This is a genomic window from Aeromicrobium duanguangcaii (assembly GCF_024508295.1).
In the GTDB taxonomy this organism is placed as follows: Bacteria; Actinomycetota; Actinomycetes; order Propionibacteriales; family Nocardioidaceae; genus Aeromicrobium; species Aeromicrobium duanguangcaii.
On the sequence record NZ_CP101990.1, the window covers coordinates 1422697 to 1441000 of the forward strand.

At 70.4% G+C, this 18304-nt stretch carries 22 protein-coding genes; 16 read left to right on the forward strand and 6 right to left on the reverse strand.

Translation table 11 applies throughout. From position 1 onward, the window contains the following. The first annotated feature begins 3 nt into the window (after positions 1–3). The 11 genes from NP095_RS07130 (at position 4) to NP095_RS07180 (ending at position 9225) form a co-directional block, all read left to right on the forward strand. Positions 4–459, forward strand: a complete 456-nt coding sequence (locus NP095_RS07130; protein WP_232416648.1) for a GNAT family N-acetyltransferase — start codon at positions 4–6, stop codon at positions 457–459. 4 nt (positions 460–463) lie between these two features. Next, positions 464–1408 carry a GNAT family N-acetyltransferase gene (locus NP095_RS07135; RefSeq protein WP_232416646.1) on the forward strand — a complete coding sequence of 315 codons (945 nt, stop codon included), beginning with the start codon at positions 464–466 and terminating at the stop codon, positions 1406–1408. Between the two features lie 63 nt (positions 1409–1471). Next, positions 1472–2140 carry an enoyl-CoA hydratase-related protein gene (locus NP095_RS07140; protein ID WP_232416644.1) on the forward strand — a complete coding sequence of 223 codons (669 nt, stop codon included), beginning with the start codon at positions 1472–1474 and terminating at the stop codon, positions 2138–2140. A 100-nt stretch (positions 2141–2240) separates the two neighbouring features. Then, positions 2241–3227, forward strand: a complete 987-nt coding sequence (locus tag NP095_RS07145) for an RNA polymerase subunit sigma-70 (RefSeq protein ID WP_232416642.1) — start codon at positions 2241–2243, stop codon at positions 3225–3227. Further along, the gene (locus tag NP095_RS07150; RefSeq protein WP_232416641.1) at positions 3224–3631 is read left to right on the forward strand and encodes a DUF6069 family protein; all 408 of its coding nucleotides are present in this window, start codon (positions 3224–3226) and stop codon (positions 3629–3631) included. Before NP095_RS07145 ends, NP095_RS07150 begins: the two co-directional genes overlap by 4 nt. An 88-nt stretch (positions 3632–3719) precedes the next feature. Beyond that, on the forward strand, positions 3720–4580 hold the full coding sequence (locus NP095_RS07155; RefSeq protein ID WP_232416640.1) for an aldo/keto reductase: 861 nt from the start codon (positions 3720–3722) through the stop codon (positions 4578–4580). Next, positions 4580–5569 carry an aldo/keto reductase gene (locus NP095_RS07160; RefSeq protein ID WP_232416639.1) on the forward strand — a complete coding sequence of 330 codons (990 nt, stop codon included), beginning with the start codon at positions 4580–4582 and terminating at the stop codon, positions 5567–5569. Before NP095_RS07155 ends, NP095_RS07160 begins: the two co-directional genes overlap by 1 nt. Positions 5570–5692: 123 nt before the next feature. Further along, complete coding sequence (locus tag NP095_RS07165; RefSeq protein WP_232416637.1) at positions 5693–6337, forward strand: NAD(P)-dependent oxidoreductase; 645 nt, start codon at positions 5693–5695, stop codon at positions 6335–6337. A 54-nt stretch (positions 6338–6391) separates the two neighbouring features. After that, a complete protein-coding gene (locus NP095_RS07170) occupies positions 6392–6928 on the forward strand; it encodes a hypothetical protein (protein ID WP_232416635.1) in 537 nt (178 codons plus the stop codon). 33 nt (positions 6929–6961) lie between these two features. Then, entirely contained in the window at positions 6962–7999 is a 1038-nt protein-coding gene (locus NP095_RS07175) for a zinc-dependent alcohol dehydrogenase family protein (RefSeq protein ID WP_232416634.1), read from the forward strand. A 122-nt stretch (positions 8000–8121) separates the two neighbouring features. Beyond that, positions 8122–9225: a ScyD/ScyE family protein gene (locus NP095_RS07180; RefSeq protein WP_232416633.1), complete on the forward strand. Its 1104-nt coding sequence runs from the start codon at positions 8122–8124 to the stop codon at positions 9223–9225. A gap of 15 nt (positions 9226–9240) precedes the next feature. Here NP095_RS07180 and NP095_RS07185 read toward each other — a convergent pair whose 3' ends face one another. From NP095_RS07185 to NP095_RS07195, 3 genes are all read right to left on the reverse strand, one after another. After that, complete coding sequence (locus tag NP095_RS07185; RefSeq protein WP_232416631.1) at positions 9241–10932, reverse strand: TolB-like translocation protein; 1692 nt, start codon at positions 10930–10932, stop codon at positions 9241–9243. Between the two features lie 163 nt (positions 10933–11095). Then, a complete protein-coding gene (locus tag NP095_RS07190; RefSeq protein ID WP_232416630.1) occupies positions 11096–11629 on the reverse strand; it encodes an RNA polymerase sigma factor in 534 nt (177 codons plus the stop codon). Continuing rightward, positions 11629–12336 carry a hypothetical protein gene (locus tag NP095_RS07195; RefSeq protein ID WP_232416629.1) on the reverse strand — a complete coding sequence of 236 codons (708 nt, stop codon included), beginning with the start codon at positions 12334–12336 and terminating at the stop codon, positions 11629–11631. The genes NP095_RS07190 and NP095_RS07195 overlap by 1 nt, the downstream gene beginning before the upstream one ends. Before the next feature lie 187 nt (positions 12337–12523). Here NP095_RS07195 and NP095_RS07200 point away from each other — a divergent pair, with 187 nt between their 5' ends. The 5 genes from NP095_RS07200 (at position 12524) to NP095_RS07220 (ending at position 17302) form a co-directional block, all read left to right on the forward strand. Next, positions 12524–13669: a sensor histidine kinase gene (locus NP095_RS07200; protein WP_232416627.1), complete on the forward strand. Its 1146-nt coding sequence runs from the start codon at positions 12524–12526 to the stop codon at positions 13667–13669. Beyond that, positions 13666–14322 carry a response regulator gene (locus NP095_RS07205; protein ID WP_232416625.1) on the forward strand — a complete coding sequence of 219 codons (657 nt, stop codon included), beginning with the start codon at positions 13666–13668 and terminating at the stop codon, positions 14320–14322. Before NP095_RS07200 ends, NP095_RS07205 begins: the two co-directional genes overlap by 4 nt. Before the next feature lie 93 nt (positions 14323–14415). Continuing rightward, on the forward strand, positions 14416–15315 hold the full coding sequence (locus NP095_RS07210) for an ABC transporter ATP-binding protein (RefSeq protein WP_232416623.1): 900 nt from the start codon (positions 14416–14418) through the stop codon (positions 15313–15315). After that, the gene (locus NP095_RS07215) at positions 15312–16076 is read left to right on the forward strand and encodes an ABC transporter permease (RefSeq protein ID WP_232416621.1); all 765 of its coding nucleotides are present in this window, start codon (positions 15312–15314) and stop codon (positions 16074–16076) included. Before NP095_RS07210 ends, NP095_RS07215 begins: the two co-directional genes overlap by 4 nt. Positions 16077–16351: 275 nt before the next feature. After that, entirely contained in the window at positions 16352–17302 is a 951-nt protein-coding gene (locus NP095_RS07220) for a class II glutamine amidotransferase (RefSeq protein WP_232416619.1), read from the forward strand. 6 nt (positions 17303–17308) lie between these two features. Here NP095_RS07220 and NP095_RS07225 read toward each other — a convergent pair whose 3' ends face one another. Genes NP095_RS07225 through NP095_RS07235 form a run of 3 tightly spaced genes read right to left on the reverse strand, consistent with a single transcriptional unit; the run spans position 17309 to position 18293 of the window. Beyond that, positions 17309–17776: an SAM-dependent methyltransferase gene (locus NP095_RS07225; RefSeq protein WP_232416618.1), complete on the reverse strand. Its 468-nt coding sequence runs from the start codon at positions 17774–17776 to the stop codon at positions 17309–17311. A 32-nt stretch (positions 17777–17808) separates the two neighbouring features. Beyond that, complete coding sequence (locus tag NP095_RS07230) at positions 17809–18075, reverse strand: LysR substrate-binding domain-containing protein (protein WP_232416616.1); 267 nt, start codon at positions 18073–18075, stop codon at positions 17809–17811. 23 nt (positions 18076–18098) lie between these two features. Beyond that, entirely contained in the window at positions 18099–18293 is a 195-nt protein-coding gene (locus NP095_RS07235) for a hypothetical protein (RefSeq protein WP_232416615.1), read from the reverse strand. Positions 18294–18304 lie beyond the last annotated feature (11 nt).

The window sequence follows — 18304 nt, forward strand, 5'->3', positions numbered from 1 at the left end:
CGCATGGTCCTCCTGACTCCCGTCGACGCCGACAACTGGCGCGACATCACTCGCGTCCGACCAGCAGAAGGGCAGCGCGAGTGGGTCGCGGACACGACGTACTACCTGTGCCTGTCGGCGTACGGCGACCTGTGGCGCTCCTACGCCGTCGAGGCCGACGGCGCGACTGTCGGACACGTGATGTGGGCCGTGGACCCCGATGACGGCAGCCACTGGATCGGCGGCCTCGTCATCGACTCCGAGCACCAGCGCCGTGGCCTGGGTCGAGCGACCGTTCAGGCGCTGCTCGATCTGTGGGAGCGCGAGGAGCCGTCCCTGTCCGGTACCCCGTACCGGGAGGCCGCCCTGTCCGTGTCGCCGGACAATCAGGCCGCGATCGGTCTGTACCGGTCGCTCGGGTTCGTGGAGACTGGCGAGATGGAGGACGACGAGATCGTGCTGCGCCGGCCGCGGGCCTGACGCGGTGACCGACGACGTCAGCGCTCTCACGGTCCGGCCGGCCCGGCACGATGACCAGCCCACGCTCGAAGCGTGGTCGAGCAGGGACCCGGTGGCCTGGGTCGACCGAGCCCGTCTCTCAGCCGAGCTGGGGACACGGAACTACCGGTACGAGTGGTCGTGGATCGCTGAGCGCGGTGACCGCCCGGTCGGCCGCGCCCTGTGGTGGGGGAGCGAGAACGCCGAGCGCCCGGTGACTCTCGACTGCCTCCTCGTCGCGGAGTCCGAGCCCCGTCCCGACGGGGTCGGCGCCGCGCTGATCCGTGCCGGGATCGCCGAATTCGGGGCCGGCCCGGCGTTGGAGTTCAACGTCGACGTCGACGTCCGGTGGACGCAGAACCCGGCCGCGGTCGAGGCCGTCGAGTGGCGTTCACGGGCCGCGCGCGCGGGCGGGTTCACCCGCTCGACAGAGCGACTCAGCTTCGCCCGGATCGACTCGACGCCGCGTCCGCAGCGGCCTCGGCGGCTCGGCTTCCGGCCCGGGACCGACGACGAGTTCCGAACCCTGTTCGCGGCGGTCGCGCCGGGCAGCCTCGATGCCCACACCCTCGCGATGGTGGCGGAGCAGGGCGTCGATGCGCTGGCCGACGACGATCTGCAGTTCTACCTCTCCCTGCCGGGCAGCCGCGACGCCTGGCGGATCGCGACTCTCGCCGATGGCACGACGGTCGGCTTCACGATCGCGACCAGGACGGCCTACGACGCCAGCATCAGCTACCTCGGTGTCCTGCCGGAGCACCGCGGGCGCGGGTTCGTGGACGAGCTGCTGGCGCAGATGGTCCACCTGCACCACGACGACGGGGAGCAGCGCATCGTGGGAACGACCGACGCCGCGAACGCTCCGATGGCCGCCGCCTTCGGGCGCGCCGGGTTCGAGACGACGCGGGTGCGGATCGTCCACGCCCGGTAGGCCGAACCGCGCAGGGCTGCGGCACACTCGTGGGTGATCGCGCCGCCGACCGAAGGACCCGATGTGAGCCAAGCCGCCCCCCACCTCGACCGCCGTGACGACGTCTTCGTCCTGAACCTCGGTGACGGAGAGAACCGCTTCCACCCCGACTGGGTCGCCGCGGTCGACGCCGCGCTCGACGAGGTCGAGAAGACCGAGGGCGCCAAGGCCCTCGTCACCACGGCAACCGGCAAGTTCTTCTCGAACGGTCTGGACCTGGAGTGGCTCGGCAGCCACGCCGACCAGATGGGCGAGTACGTCGCCGCCGTCGAGGGGCTGTTCGCCCGCGTGCTGGGTCTGCCCCTCATCACGGTGGCCGCCATCCAGGGTCACGCCTTCGCCGCCGGCGCGATGCTGACGCTGGCTCACGACTTCCGGGTGATGCGCGACGACCGCGGCTTCTGGTGCCTGCCCGAGGTGGACATCCACATCCCGTTCACGCCCGGCATGAACGCGCTCATCACTGCGCGCCTCGCCCCGCAGGTCGCCCACGAGTCGATGACGACCGGTCGCCGCTACGGCGGGGCCGACGCGCGTGACCTCGCGATCGTCGATCGAGCCGTCTCGGAGGACGCGGTGCTTCCCACGGCGCTCGAGATCGCCACGGCGAACGCCGGCAAGACCGGCGACACCCTCGGCACCATCAAGGCACGCATGTACGAGGAGACGCTGAAGGTCCTGCGCGACCACTGACCCGGGGCTCGGCGCCCCGCACCTCCGCCCGAGTGATGAGTTCTCGCGCTCCCAGCCGTCATACGTGTGACAGGACACGAACCGACGGAAGAGGATGACCATGAGCGTGGACACACCAGTGGGGGAGCGGGGCGACATGACCGGCGTCGACGAGCCGACGTTCTCGGCGATGACCGAGCCGCACCGGCGCGAGCTGCACGTGCACTGCTACCGGATGCTCGGCTCGTTCGAGGATGCCGAGGACGCGGTGCAGGAGACGTTCCTGCGGGCCTGGCGGCGGCGCGAGACCTTCGAGGGCCGCTCGTCCTTCCAGGCCTGGCTCTACAAGATCGCGACGAACGCCAGCCTGGACCTGCTGGCGAAGAAGCGGCCGGAGCCGGCGACCGGCGGCGAGGTGCTGTGGCTTCAGCCCTACCCCGACCGGTTGCTGGACGAGCTGCGTGCCGAGGACACCGATGATCCCGAGTCCGCCGCCGTCGCCCGCGAGACGATCGAGCTGGCGTACCTGGTCGCGCTGCAGCACCTCGCGCCCCGACCGCGTGCGGCGCTGATCCTGCGGGACGTCATCGGCTGGCCGGCGAAGGACGTCGCCGACCTGTTGGGCGACTCGGTCAACTCCGTGAACAGTGCGCTGCAGCGGGCCCGCGCCGGCCTGCGCGAGCACCTGCCCGCCGAGCGCCAGGACTGGACCGGGGGCGACGAGGACCCCCAGACACTCGAGCTGGTGCGGCGATACACCGAGGCGTCCATCGCCGCGGACATCGACGCGCTCGCCGCGATGCTGAGTGACGAGGTGCGGTTCGCGATGCCGCCCACGCCCGGTGTGCTGGTGGGTCGCGACGCCGTGGTGGACGACTGGGTGCAGTCCGGCTTCGAGACCATGACGGGTCTGCGCGTGCTCCCGATCTCGGCGAACCGGCAGCCCGGCCTCGCCGCGTACATCTGGGAGGAGAAGGAGCAGGCGTACCTGCCGCTGACGATCGACGTCCTGCGCATCGAGGGCGGGACGATCACCGAGATCGTCATCTTCCACAGCGACCAGTTCCCGCGGCTGGGCCTGCCGGAGCGACTGGAGGCGAACGCATGAGCAGCGTGGACATCGCTCGTCCCCGACTCGGCCGAGTGGCTCTGACCGGACTGGCTGCGACCGTCGGGGCCGCCGCCGTGACCACCGCGTGCGGCGCGCTCGCGAAGGCGACGGGTGTCGACTTCGAGATCCCCGACGGCGGCGAGTCCATCCCCACCGGTGCCTTCGCGACCGTGACCGCCGGCTTCTCGCTGGTGGGTGTCGTCCTCGCGGTCGCCCTGGCTCGGTGGAGTGCTCGCCCGGCCCGGCGGTTCCTGCAGATCACGGTCACGCTGACAGCGGTGTCCTTGGTCCCGCCCTTCACGGTCGGAGGGAACGGAGCCACCACGGCCACGCTGGTCGGACTGCACCTGCTCGCCGCCGCCGTCGTGATCCCGGCCTTCATGCGGAGCCTGCGGGGCTGAGAACGGCCGACTCGCACGCCGTCGCATCGGACGTAGCGTGGAGACAGGCGCCCGTCACCGCGGGCGCCTGTCGCAGAGAGGCCCCGCCATGACCCACCCCGCGGTTCCGAACGTCACCCTCGACAACGGCGTCGAGATGCCCCAGCTGGGGTTCGGGGTCTTCCAGATCCCACCGGAGGACACCCAGCGCGTGGTGGCCGACGCGCTGGCGGCCGGGTACCGGCACCTCGACACGGCCGCGGCGTACGCCAACGAGGAGGCCGTGGGTCGGGCGATCGCCGCGAGCGGCATTCCCCGCGAGGACCTGTTCGTCACGACGAAGCTGTGGATCCAGCAGCGGTCGGGCGAGGATGTCGTGAAGGCGGCCTTCGAGGGGTCGATGGAGCGCCTGGGTCTCGAGCGCCTCGACCTCTACCTGATCCACCAGCCGTTCGGCGACTACTACTCCGCGTGGCGGGCCATGCAGGACCTGTACCGCGAGGGCGCGATCCGGGCGATCGGCGTCTCCAACTTCTACCCCGACCGGCTGGTCGACCTCATCGCCCACAGCGAGGTGACGCCGGCCGTGAACCAGATCGAGACGCACCCGTTCTTCCAGCGCGCCGAGTACCAGCAGCTGATGGCCGAGCACGGCGTGCAGATCGAGTCCTGGGGACCGCTCGCGGAGGGCAAGAACGACATCTTCGGGCAGCCGGTCCTCACGGGGATCGCGGACGCGCACGGGAAGTCGGTGGCGCAGGTCGTGCTGCGGTGGTTGATCCAGCGGGGAGCCGTGGCCATTCCCAAGTCCGTGCGGCCCGAGCGGATGGCCGAGAACCTCGACATCTTCGACTTCGAGCTGACGGACGGTGAGATGGATCAGATCGCCACCCTCGACACGGGGTCCTCGGTGATCGTCGACCATCACGACCCCGAGCTGGTCCGGCGACTGAACAGCGCGGCCGTCTGATGCGGACGCGCCGGCTCGGACGCAGCGGCCCGGAGGTCTCGGCCGTGGGCCTGGGCTGCATGGGGATGACCGGAAACCTCGGGCCCCCGAAGGACCGCGCCGAGATGGTGGCGCTGCTCCGCGAGGCCGTGGACCGGGGAGTGACCCTGTTCGACTCCGCCGAGGTCTACGGCCCGTTCACGAACGAGGAGCTGGTCGGCGAGGCACTCGAACCGGTGCGTGACCGGGTCGTGATCGCCACGAAGTTCGGCTTCGACCTCGACGACGAGGGCACTCTGCACGGGTTGAACAGCCGCCCGGAGCGCATCCGGCAGGTGGCCGAGTCGTCGCTCCGGCGCCTGCGCACCGATCGGATCGACGTGTTCTACCAACACCGGGTGGATCCGGACGTGCCGATGGAGGACGTCGCCGGAGCCGTGCGCGAGCTGATCGAGGAGGGCAAGGTCCGTTACTTCGGGCTCTCGGAGGCCGGAGTGGCGAACATCCGCCGCGCGCACGCGGTGCAGCCCGTGACCGTGCTGCAGAGCGAGTACTCGCTGTGGTGGCGCGAGCCCGAGGACGCGATCCTGCCGGTGCTGGACGAGCTCGGGATCGGACTGGTCCCGTTCAGTCCGCTCGGGCGCGGCTTCCTCACGGGCGCCATCACGGCGGACACCACGTTCGGGACGGGCGACAACCGCGGAACGATGCCGCGCTACTCCGAGGAGTCGCGGCGAGCGAACGAGGCGGTGGTCGAAGCGCTGGGGACGATCGCGGAGCGCAAGGGCGTCACTCGGGCGCAGATCGCGTTGGCGTGGCTGCTGGCCCAGCGTCCGTGGATCGTGCCGATCCCGGGGACGACGAAACCGCATCGGCTGGCGGAGAACATCGGCGCGGCGAGCGTCGACCTCTCGGCCGAAGACCTGACCGAGCTCCGCGAGGTCGCGGAGCAGGTGCGCGTCATGGGGGACCGCTATCCCGCGCAGATGCAGTCGATGATCGATCGCTGAGCCCGGCCAGCGGCCCATGGCGTCAGCGTAGGTCGGCGTCACCGCAGGGGAATGGTCGTCGACGGCATCCGGTTGGAACCTGTGTCACCCGGACCAGCCGGGGTCACGCGGCGGAGGTCCGACATGTCACGAGTGGTCATCTTCGGAGGAACCGGCTACGCCGGCGGGAACATCGCGCGTGAGGCGTCGTCTCGCGGTCACGAGGTCATCTCGTACACCCGCAGCGCTCCATCAGAGCCGCTCGAGGGCGTCGAGTACCGGACCGGCTCCTTGGCCTCGCCGGAGGTCCTGGCGACCGCAGCCGCCGATGCCGACGTCCTGGTCGTGGCCGTCCACGGCGCCGATGTCGACGGCGCCCCGCTCGTCTCCTACGTGCCGCAGCTGATCGAGGCCGCGCGCGAGAACGGCGCCCGCCTGTCGTTCGTCGGCGGCGCCGGCTCGTCCCTGGTCGCGCCCGACGGCCCGCGCCTGGTCGACACGCCGGACTTCCACGAGGACTGGAAGCCCGAGGCGCTGTCCCACGCCGAGGTGCTGGAGGCGCTGCGTCAGGCGCCTGAGGACCTCGACTGGTTCTACGTGAGCCCGGCTGCCCTGTTCGGCTCCTACTCGCCGGGCGAGACCACCGGCTCGTACCGCACCGGCGGCGACGTCCTCGTCACGAAGGAGGACGGCTCGTCGGAGATCTCGGGCAGCGACTTCGCGCTGGCGTACGTCGACGAGATCGAGAAGCCGGCGCACTCGCGTCAGCGGTTCACCGTCGGCCACTGACGCGGGCAGCGGCGGGTCTGGTCAAGGTCCTCCGCGCAGGCTTACCGTGAGGACATGGCCACGACGGCGTCTGCACGACGACTGTTCCAGGCGGTGGGTGAGAGTCCCGCCTCGGAGCGGCTCGCGGTCGCCCAGGAGAGGTTGTACCGGCCCTTGCTCGACTGGGCTCGTGACAGTCCGCTGCACACCGACGCGCTCGGTCATTCGGTGCACCCGCCGCTGACCGACGTGGTGACCGGCTGCTGGCTCAGTGCCTCCCTGCTCGACATCTTCGCCGGACGGGACGCCCGTGGTGCAGCGACGCTGCTGGCGGCGGCCGGGCTGGTGGCTTCGGTGCCCACGGCGCTCGCCGGGGCGGGGGACTGGACCGAGCTCGAGGGTGACGACCGCCGGATCGGGGCCGTGCACTCCCTCGCGACCGATGTGGCGACGTTCCTGTTCGCCGGCTCCCTCATCGCGCGGTTCCGGGGACGGCACGGCCCCGGTGTCGCGCTCGGGCTGGCCGGGAACGTGGTCGTGGCGGGCGCGGGCCTGCTGGGCGGGCACTTGGCGTTGAGCCGTGGCGCGGCCGACCGCTCCGACCTCGGCTGACCGTCGCTGCCGGCGCCTTGGCACGATGTGCGCATGCGCGCTCTCGTCCTCGATTCCGCTCGGTCTCAGCCGGAGATCCGCGAGGTCCCCGAGCCGACGGCCCCGGACGGTGGCGTCGTCGTCCGGGTGGTCGCCACGGGCCTGTGCCGCAGCGACTGGCACGCCTGGGCGGGCCACGACGACGGCGTCGCCTTCCCGCACGTGCCGGGTCACGAGCTGGCCGGAGAGATCAGCGAGGTCGGTGCCGGCGTCACGCAGTGGAAGGTCGGCGACCGGGTCACGGTCCCGTTCGTGGCCGGCTGCGGCACGTGCGAGTGGTGCCTGGCCGGGGACGCGCAGGTGTGCCCGGACCAGGAGCAGCCGGGCTTCACGTACTGGGGCTCGTTCGCCGAGTACGTCGCGGTCCACGCCGCCGACACCAACCTGGTGGCGATCCCGGAGTCGGTCGACTTCGCGACGGCCGCCAGTCTGGGCTGTCGGTTCGCCACCGCGTACCGGGCGCTGGTCGGCCGGGCCCGCGTCGCCGAGGGTGAGTGGGTCACGGTGATCGGCGCCGGGGGAGTGGGCCTCAGCTCGGTCATGATCGCCCGCGCTCTGGCTGCCCGGGTGATCGCGGTGGACCGGAACGCCGAGGCACTCGCCGTCGCCGCCGAGCTCGGTGCCGAGCACACGCTCCCGGCGGACCGGCGCGACATCCCCGCAGCGGTCACCGAGCTCACCGGCGGCAGCCACGTCGCCGTGGACGCGGTCGGCAGCGAGCAGACCTGCGCCGACGCGATCCTCAGCCTGCGCCGCCGTGGTCGCCTCGCCCAGGTGGGCCTGCTGCCGGCGCTCGACGGGAACCCGCGCGTGCCGATGGGCCGCGTCATCGGCTGGGAGCTGGACGTGCTCGGCAGTCACGGCATGGCCGCGGCGGACTACCCGGGGATGATGGCGCTGATCGAGTCCGGTGCGCTGCGGCCCGACCGTCTGATCGAGCGGACGATCGGGCTCGCCGAGGCGGCGGAGCTGCTGCCGGTCTTCGACGGCGCGACGCTCGCGGGGATGACCATCATCGACCCGCGTCGCTGAGGGAACTAGGTCCGACGAACCCGCCCGAACCCCTCCGATGAGTGGTCCCGGGCGCGGCCCGACCCTGCCTACGGTGATGGGGTCCACGTCTCGGGAACCCCTCTGGAACCGGAGTGTTCGAGATGCGCACCACCTTCAGAACGATCACCGCCATCGGCATCGCAGCCGGCGTGGCCCTGGGGCTGGCTCCCTCGGCGTCAGCCCACGGCAAGCACCGCCCGCCTGCTCCCGTCACCGTCGTCGCCAGCGGCTTGGCCGGTCCCTATCAGGTCTCGTCGTCGGGTCGAGATCTGATCGTCACGGAGGCCGACGCCGGTCGCGTGATCGCGATCAACCGGCACCGGCGAGGATCGGTGAGAACACTCGTCAGCGGCTTGGGCGAAGGTGCCGCGGCGGGCGCGGTTCGGATCGGGAACCGGGTGTTCATCGCGACAGCCGAGGCGGGCGGACCTCCGGATGCTCCGCCGCGGCCGCCGTCGCCGTATCCCGGGTCCTCGGTGCTGGTGGCGTCGAAGGGTCGGATCAGCCAGTTCGCCGACCTGCTCGCGTACGAGTTGAGGAACAACCCCGACGGTCAGACGCAGTTCGGACCCGACGGGGCGCCGCTCGATGCGCTGTCCAACCCGTTCAGCCTGCTGGCCGCCCGGGGCGGGGGAGTCCTGGTGGCCGATGGCGGCGCGAACGTCGTCCTGCGGGTCAGCGCGAGCGGACGGGTGTCGACGTTCTTCGTCCCGCCGGTCGTCACGACCGGTGCGTGCGCGGGCCGACCGAACAACGACGCCGCCTCGACGGGCTGTGACCCCGTGCCGACGGGACTGGCGTACGGACCTCGCAACACGCTCTACGTCTCGACGCTCTCGGGTGAGGCACCCGGGCAAGGACGTGTCTACGTCCTCGATGCCCGTCGCGGCACCGTGAAGAAGGTCATCGGCGGCTTCACCTCGCCGACCGGCGTCGCGGTCGCTCCCGACGGAACCGTCTACGTGACCGAGGCGCTCGAGGGCCAGCCGACATCGGAGCCGGGTCCGGACTTCGATCCCTCGACCGTGGGTCAGGTCGTGAAGGTCAGCCCGCGCGGTCAGCGCACCTACGCGCAGATCACGACGCCGACCGGCATCGTCTGGACGGGTGGAAAGCTCTACTCCACCGCCTGGTCGCTCGGCAGCTTCTTCGGCCAGTTCGGCACCGGCCAGATCGTCGCGCTGAGCCCTCGGGCGTTCCGTTGACGGGACCTCACCGACTCAGCGCCGGCGGTCCCAGAGGAAGACGTCCTCACGTCGGTTGTCGTCACCGCTGACCAAGTCGGTCGCGTAGCTGGTGTAGACGATGTGGCGGCCGTTGCGGGAGGTGCGGGCGTACCAGCCGGACTGCTGGTTGCCCGCCTTCCCCGCGGCGCCCGCGCTGATCAGTGACGAGGTGGCGGCGGGCGAGGTGCGGTCCCAGAGGAAGATGTCGCTGGCCCCGTTCTCGTCGCCGGGGGCGATGTCGCTGGCCCAGCTGACGTACGAGACGTAGCGTCCGTCGCCCGAGATGTCGCCATGCCTCGACCGTTCGTCAGCCGCTCCGCCGCCCATCCGCCGGGAGACCAGGACGGCCGCCGTGGAGGGAGCCAGCCGGTCCCACACGAAGACGTCGTGGTGTCCGCCGGTGTGACCTGCTGAGATGTCGTCGGCGCTGCTGCTGAAGGTGATGAAGCGACCGTCGTCGGAGAGCGACTCGGCCGCGGAATCCCCGTCGGGTTGGCCACCGGTGGCGGCCCGCGAGACCAGGACGGGGCTCGTCGTCGCAGCGGACAGGTCGATCACGTAGGCCGAGGGGGTCGCGGAGCTCTCCCTCGCCAGGAGATTGGTCGCCGACGAGGTGAAGGCGACGAACCGGCCGTTGCCGGAGATCACCGGGTTGACCGAGTCCCCGTCGGCGCTGCCACCGCCCGACGCGCGCGTCAGCACGGTGACGCCTTCGCCGCGTGTCCACAGGAACGCGTTCGACCGGCCTCCCGTGTCTTCATCGACGAGGTTGGTGGCCGAGGTGCTCCACACGACGCGGTTGCCGTCATCGGAGATGGAGGGCACTCCCGACTCGTGACTCGACGACCAGCCCGGCTGCTTCGAACTGATCAGCTGCGTGGCGTCGGGGTTCTCGCGATCCCACAGGAACACCTGGAAGTGGTCGGGACCGCGGCCACCTGCCGCCATCTCCATGGCTCTCGACCGGTACGCGATCCAGCGTCCGTCCGCCGAGATGGAGGGCGCCTCGGAGCGGCCCGATCCGTATCCCCCGCTCGGGGGACGGCTGACCCGGACGGTGGCGCCTGTCGCGTTGTTGGTCGCGTAGACGTCGCCGGCCGCCTGGGTCGCCCCGGTCACCAGGTTCGAGGAGTCGGACACGTAGGCGGTCCAGGTGCCGTCCGCGGCGACGGCCGGAAACCCTGACCCCCCGTCGGCGCCGGCGCCCGACGGCGACCGGCTGATCAGCGTCGTGCGGGGCTGGGGAGCGGGCGGCTTGGGTGCCGGCGTCGCCCTGGGCCTGGGTCGTGCCGTGACGGTGCGGGTCCTGGAGGCCTTGGCCTTCAGTCGGCCGGTCTTCGGGGCGAGGACCCGGAACTTCGTCCGGCCCGCCGCCGTGAGCGTGATCGAGAGCTTGTAGGTGCCCGTGCGCTGGGTGCGCACCGTGCGGACGGTGCGCCACTTCTTGCCGGTCTGCTTCTGGACTCTGACCTTGATGCGCTTCTTGGTGCGAGTGACCTTGCCCGACAACGAGACCTTGCTGCCGACGTGGACGGTGGTCGCCGACGTCTTGAGGCTGACCTTCCGCTGCGGGGCCGCCTCGGCGGGCGCGGAGACGGCGATGAGGCACGTGAGGGCGACGGCGAGCGCGGCGAGGATCGCGATGGTGGTGCGAGGGACGCTGATGGCGCGCGGAGGTCGGGTCACCGGCCAAGGCTAGGGGTCCGATCACCTGCTGTCCGACGTTTGGTACAGCCGGTGGACTATTCTCCCGGATCCATGACCGTGGCGGACCGGGACGAGTTCGACGGGGTGGCCCTGGCCGCCGAGCCGCGGGAGAAGTGGCGCTACTGGCAGACCTCGGCTGACGTCACCGACGAATCGGAACCCTTGACATCTCCTCGTCAGGGGTGCCGTCCAGCGCGACGCGCAGGGTGTCCCGGGCCCGTTGCAGGCGCTTGCGTGCGGCCGACTCCCCGATGCCGAGCACGGTGGCGGCGGCTCGGAGCGGCAGGTCGTCCCAATAGACGAGCCGGATCAACTCCTGGTCGTCGTCCGACAACCGATCCAGCAACTGTCGGATCAGCAGCCCCGTGTCGTCGAGCGCGGGTGCGATCGCCGACGTGGGCAGGGCCCGCAGGCGATCGCCCAAAGCGGTGCGCCGGACGATCCCGCGACGATGGTTCGCCGCTGAACGGCGACCGATGGACAGAAGCCACCAGAACGCCTGCTCGTCGTCATCTGGCATCACGCGGACACGCCGCCACGCCGTCATGAGGGTGTCGGCGGCGACGTCCGCGGCGTCCTCGGCCGGCACTCGCCGCAGGAGGTACGCGAGCAGGCGGTCGCCATAGCGCTCGACGAGTCCTTCGAACCTGGCGGCCAACTGGTCGCGGCTGCGCATCAGCGGGCCCCCGGCGCATCGCCGAACCCGTGCGAGCAGTTGGTCTCGAAGTCGCGCCGCACCGCTTCGGTGTCGGCGGGTACGGCTCCGACTCCTTCGTGCTCGACCGCGTGCACGCCCATGTCGTCGGCGGCGAAGGCAGCGGAGTCCGCGAGTCGGTCGAGCGCCGCCATGCCGGTGTCGGAATCGACCTGACCGTCGAGCATCACACGCTGCCATTGGCACCGCGCATAGAAGACGTAGGAGGCCGAGACTCCCGTCTCCTCGGCGGGAACCGACAGCTGGGAGCCGACGGAACCGACGATGCCGCGGTCGAGGACGTAGGAGCCCTTCGACTCGAGAGCGGGGTTCGCCTTGAGCAGGCCGGCGACATGCGCCGTCGCGTCGTCCATCGTCACTCCATCGGGCAGGGGGAGCGACGAGGGGGCCAGCTTCTCGGCGACCAACCTGAGGTCCGTTGCACGCACCACATCGGTCTCGGGTGTGGAACCCGGGTCGGTGGTGCCCAGCCACGCCGTTCCGGCGCAGACCGCCGCGAGACCGCCGGCGAGCACGACGCGACGTGCGCGGCGTGTCGAGCGCAGCGGTCGACGCTCACCGTTCGTGATCGATCGGGCGGTCGCGGCCATGGCGGGACCCGCGGCGGAGGGGACCTGCACCTCCGGTGACGTCTGGCGCAGCAGGTGGTCGAGGTCGGTACTGGGCATGTGTGCTCCTTCGGGTGGTGTCCTTCAGGAAGGAAATGTCCAGACGCTCGAGAAATGTGACGCTACGCGTCCCACTCTTTCAGTCGTGCGTGAGGCGCGGCGACCTCGGGCGTGGTCATCCAGCGACATTGACCGGATCAGACTTTCGGACGGTCCGCTGACGGCGTTCCCTCTCTACGCTGAGGGCGTGAGCAACCTGCTGCGCTCCTTCCTGGAGGAACCCCGGCCTCCGGACCCGCCGGTGCGCCTCTGGCGCGACTGGGCGCTGGTGGCGCTCGTGGTGGTCGCTGGGGTGCTGGAGGGCGTTCTGCGCACGGACATGCCGCTACCGGTGCTGTCGGTAATCCTGGTGGTCGCACTGGCGCCGCTGCTGCTGTGGCGACGCACCCATCCGCTGGCCGTGGTGGCGACCGTCTTCGGCGTGATCGCGCTGGTCGACATCGCCTTGCTCGTGGCAGGTGCGCCGGCTCTCGACGTGAACACCTTGCTCTTCGTGCTGCTGCTGGCCTACTCCCTGTTCCGCTGGGGTTCAGGGCGCGAGGTCGTGGCGGGGCTGGCGATCATCGCCGTTCCGGCCACCCTGGCCATCGTCGTCGGCTGGACCGGGTTCGCGGAGGCGATCGGCGGGGTCGCCGTCCTGTTCTCCGCGTTCGCCCTGGGCTGGGCCGTGCGTGCCCAGCACGGGGCCCGCGAGCGATGGCTGGAACAGGTGAAGTCGCAGGAGAGGGTCCTGTTGGCCCGGGAGCTGCACGACACGGTGGCCCACCACGTCTCGGCCATCGCCATCCACGCCCAGGCTGGACGAGTCCTCGCGGCGACCAGTCCGTCCGCGTCACTCGAAGCGCTGGAGGTGATCGAGGTGGAGGCGTCGCGGACCCTGGCCGAGATGCGGACGATGGTCCGCGTCCTGCGCAACGAGGCGCCCGCCGACTACGCGCCGCAACGCGGTGTGGCAGACCTCGAGCTGTTGTCCGGCGCCTCGCCCGCCGGGCCGCGGGTGGAGGTGACGGTCTCGGGCGACCTGGTCACCCTCCCGGCGGCGATCGACGCCGCCATCTTCCGGATCGCCCAGGAGGCGGTCACCAACGCCCTGCGGCATGCCCGGAACGCCACACTGATTGAGGTGCGCGTCATCGGCCAGCCGACGACGGTGAGCCTCGTGGTCCGCGACGACGGCGACCCGGGAGGACCCGACCCCGTGCCCGATGCGGGGTTCGGGCTCACCGGGATGATGGAACGCGCGTTGCTCCTGGGCGGCGCCTGCCAGGCCGGACCCTGCCCCCATCGTGGCTGGGCCGTCAGCGCCACCCTGCCGCGGGAGGTGCCGGCGTGAGCATCCGGGTGCTGGTCGCCGATGACCAGGATCTCGTGCGGACCGGGCTGCGGCTGATCCTGGGCACCTTGGAGGGCATCGAGGTCGTGGGCGAGGCGCGCGACGGTCAGGAGGCGGTCCGGCTGACCCGCGAACTGCGCCCCGACGTGTGCCTGATGGACATCCGGATGCCCGTCCTCGACGGCGTCGAGGCGACCCGCCTCCTGGCCGGGCCAGGCGTCGTGGATCCGGTCGCGGTCGTCGTGATCACCACCTTCGACCTCGACGAGTACGTGCACGGTGCGCTGGCGGCCGGCGCCACCGGCTTCCTGCTGAAGGACGCCGGGCCCGAACTGCTGGGCGAGGCGATCCGGGCGGCCACCCGAGGGGACTCGCTCATCTCGCCGAGCATCACCCGCCGACTGCTGTCGACCTTCGCGCGCACGGGTCGGGCAGCACCTCCCGCGCAGCCCATCGACCCGCTCACCGAACGCGAGGAGCAGGTGCTGCTCACCCTCGCGCGCGGCAGTACCAACGCCGAGATCGCCGCCGAACTGCACATCAGCCTCAGCACCGTGAAGACCCACATCGGCAGCCTCATGGCCAAGCTCGGCGCCCGGAACCGGGTGGAGGTCGCGATGTGGGGGTACGAGACCGGCCGGATCCGGGAGTAGGCGCGACCCGGGCCCGGCCTCGTACTTTCGGTCAGGACAGGACGGGCCGTCAGACCGATCCGCGACCGCCGCGTTGCCGCGAGCGTGGAACCCATGATCACTGTCGAGTCACTGACCCGGAGGTACGCCGGCTTCACCGCCGTCGACGACGTCTCCTTCACTGCCCAGCCCGGCCGCGTGACCGGATTCCTCGGTCCGAACGGCGCCGGCAAGTCCACCACGATGCGCGTCATGGTGGGACTGACCGCCCCGACGTCCGGCTCGGCCACCATCGACGGGGTCCGGTTCACCGACCTGCCCAACCCCGGGCTCGAGGTCGGCGTCCTCCTCGACGCCTCGGCACAGCACGCCGGCCGCACGGGACGCGAGATCCTCGCCGTCGCCGCCGACACGATGGGGCTGCCCCGAGCCCGCGTCGACGAGATGATCGAGCTGGTGAGCCTGACGCCCACCGAGGCCCGGCGCCGCGTGCGCCACTACTCCCTCGGGATGCGTCAACGCCTCGGCATCGCCACCGCACTGCTCGGGGATCCCCGGGTGCTGATCCTCGACGAGCCCGCCAATGGGCTCGACCCCGCGGGGATCCGGTGGATGCGCGACCTGCTGACGGACTTCGCCGGCCGCGGCGGCACCGTGCTGCTGTCCTCCCACCTGCTCCACGAGATCGAGGTCATCGCCGACGACCTGGTCGTGATCGGCCACGGCAGGATCGTCGCGTCCGGTACGAAGGAGGAACTCCTCGCGGCGGCCGGGACGCTCGCCCGCTCGACCTCACCCCTCGATCTCGCCCACGCCCTCGAGCAGGCCGGGATCGCCAGCACACTCGCCGGCGACGGCTCGGTCCGCACGGAAGCCGGCCCCGCACGCGTGGGAGCCGTCGCCCTGACCGCCGGCATCGCCCTGACCGAGCTTCGATCGGCCGATGGTGCCGGTCTCGAAGAGATGTTCCTGTCGCTCACCGCCGACACCCAGCGCGAAGGAGTCGCAGCATGACCACCACGATCACCATCCCGATCACTCGACTCGTCCGAGTCGAGTTGCGCAAGATGTTCGACACCCGCTTGGGGTTCTGGCTGCTCGTCAGCATCGGCGTCCTGGCGGTCGGCTCCACCGTGGCGGTCGTCGTCGTCGCTCCTGACGCCAACATCACCTACTGGAGCTTCGGGACCGCGATCGGGTTCCCGATGTCCGTGATCCTGCCGATCATCGCGATCCTGGCCGTCACGAGCGAGTGGAGCCAGCGCAGTGGGCTCACGACCTTCACCCTGGTGCCGAGCCGCGGGCGCGTGATCGGCGCCAAGGCGATCGCAGCGCTCCTGGTGGGCGTCGGCTCCATGGTGGTCGCCTTCGCGGTGGGTGCCCTCGGGAACCTCGTCGGACCCGGACTCGCCGGCGTCGACACCGTCTGGGATGTCTCGCTTGCCGCCGCACCCCAGATCGTGCTCGGCAACCTCGTCGGCATGGGCATCGGCTTCACCCTCGGCGTGGTCCTGCGCAACTCCGCGGCCGCGATCGTGGGCTACTTCGTCGTCTCGTTCGTCCTGTCGGGGATCCTCGTCGTCTTGGCACAGGTGCGCCCGTGGTTCGAGGACCTGCAGCCGTGGATCGACTGGAACGAGACGCAGGTGGCGCTCTTCGAGGGCACCACCAACACCGCTGAGGAGTGGGCCATGCTCGCCTCGACGACGATGATCTGGATCGTCACGCCCCTCGTCCTCGGACTGCTGTCCCTGCGCCATGGCGAGGTCAAGTGACCGGACTCGCCCACCAGCGTGTGGGCATGCCTGTCGTCGAAGCGAAGCTGAGGGTGGTGTTCAGCATCGTCCGAGGCTTCGTGGCCATCCGGCGCCGCGACGTCCGCAGCCACCCCCGCCGCGCTGTTCGAGCCCGTGATCTCCGGTGACCTGATCACCGGTGACCTGGCCCTGGGTCTGTCGTCCTCAGCGGCCGCAGCGGATCGGCCCTAGGCTCGGGAGGCTCGCGTCGTCACCACGTCGCGTACCCACGACCCCCCCAGTGAAGGAAGCCCATGTGCCGCGTTCTCGCCTATCTCGGGTCCGAAGTTCCGCTTGAGGATCTGCTCATCAAGCCCGAGAACAGCCTGATCAACCAGTCCCTCGACCCGGAGCGCCACCCGCAGTTGCAACTGGCCGGATGGGGCTTCGGGGCGTGGGGCGAGCATCTGCTCAAGCCGGACAAGCCCTTCCTCTACCACCGGCCGATGGCTGCCTTCTACGACGACAACGTCGCCGGAATCGTGCCCAGCCTCCAGGTCAGCACGATGCTCGCCCATGTCAGGGCGGCGGACTACAACGCCAAGACCGTGCTGGCCGACGAGAACTGCCACCCGTTCTCCTTCGAGGGAACCCCGTGGATCGTCGCGCAGAACGGCGACGTGCCGAACTGGCAGCTCCTGCAGCGCGAGCTGCTGCAGCACTGCAAGGACGAGTACCTCGAGCAGATGGTGGGCACCACGGACACGGAGTTCCTCTACGTGCTCCTGCTCTCGGTGCTCGAGAGCAACAGCGACGAGGACGTGAAGCGCGCCTTCGAGGAGGTCATCCGACTCCTCGTGCAGGCGATGGAGGATCTCGATCTGCCGGCGCTGGCCAAGCTGAAGATGGCGCTGGTCTCGCCGAACCGGATCATCGGCGTCAACGTCGGCACCGGGCACCAGGGAGAGCCTGATCCGGAAGGCGACTGGCGCGAGCTGCGCAAGTCCGGGCCGGGCACGGACGACTACGCCCTCTCGATGCTCCTGGAGCCGATGTACCTGCTGATGGGTCGCAACTTCGACTACGACGGTCCGACGTACGACTTCGAGGAGACCACCGACGCCGAGGCGACCTCGGTCATCTTCGCCTCCGAGCCGCTGACCGAGAGCACCGAGGACTGGTCGACGTTGGAGTTCGGCGAGATCGTGTTCCTGGAGAGGGACGGCGAGAAGATCACCAAGACCGTCGACCGGCTGAAGGTGTAGACCGCCTCAGGGCTCGAAGTACTCGGACATGACGTCGCCAACCCATTCGGGTTGGCGCACGTCTGTCGGGAGGAACTCGCGCATCACCGGTTTGAGGTCGACGACCGGGGTGCCGTCGACGGCGTCGAGGCCGATCACGGTCAGCTCGCGACCGTCGACCGACTCGATCACGCAGCAGGTCACCCCGATGCGATTCGGCCGACGGGGCGCGCGGCCTGCGAAGACGCCGAGTGCCGGCAGGTCGGTGCGCCCGCGATAGGGCTTCGGCTCGCGGTAGTCGTCGAGCTCCTCGAACTGGTCGAAGATGAAGAGCACCTCGACGTGCGAGAACCCCTCCAGGCCTTGGAGGCACCTGTCGCCGAACCGCTCATCGACGGTGATGGTGCTGCGAACCGCACCCCACTGGTCTGAGTGCTGGACGTCGGTGCGGTCGTTGCGGACCGAGCCGATGGCGGTGATGGTGAAAGGGTCCATACCCACGTTGTAACTGATGACGTGACACTCGCCTATCCCTCGGCGGGATGCTCGGTGAGGCTCGTCGTGATGTTCCTGACCTCAGCCAGGACCGTCTGCACGGTGACGCGCTCGAGCGTCTCGGGTCGAGCGAGGCAGTCGATGTAACGACCCACGCCGGGATGGGCCAGCGGGCGCAGCACCAGGCCCGGGTGGCTGCTCAGGTCGCTCGTGTATCGGGGCATCAGCGCGACGCAGTCGCCGGCTGACACGACGGCGGCAGCCACCTGGAACTCGTTGATCCGGTGCTCGATGCGCACCTCGTTGCCGCCGAGGCCCGCGATCAGGGAGATGGCCTGTTCGAGGGGAAGTCCTCCTGGGCCACGTCGAAGTCGGTCAACCGGACGTCCGGCTGGTCGGCGCCGTTGAGGGCCATGATCAGCGGCGCGAAGATCGCGAGCCCGGCACTGTGGAAGGCCGCCACCGACACCGTGCCCGAGCGATCATCTTGGAACCGGGCCACCGCCTCGCCGCTCACGCACCAGACCG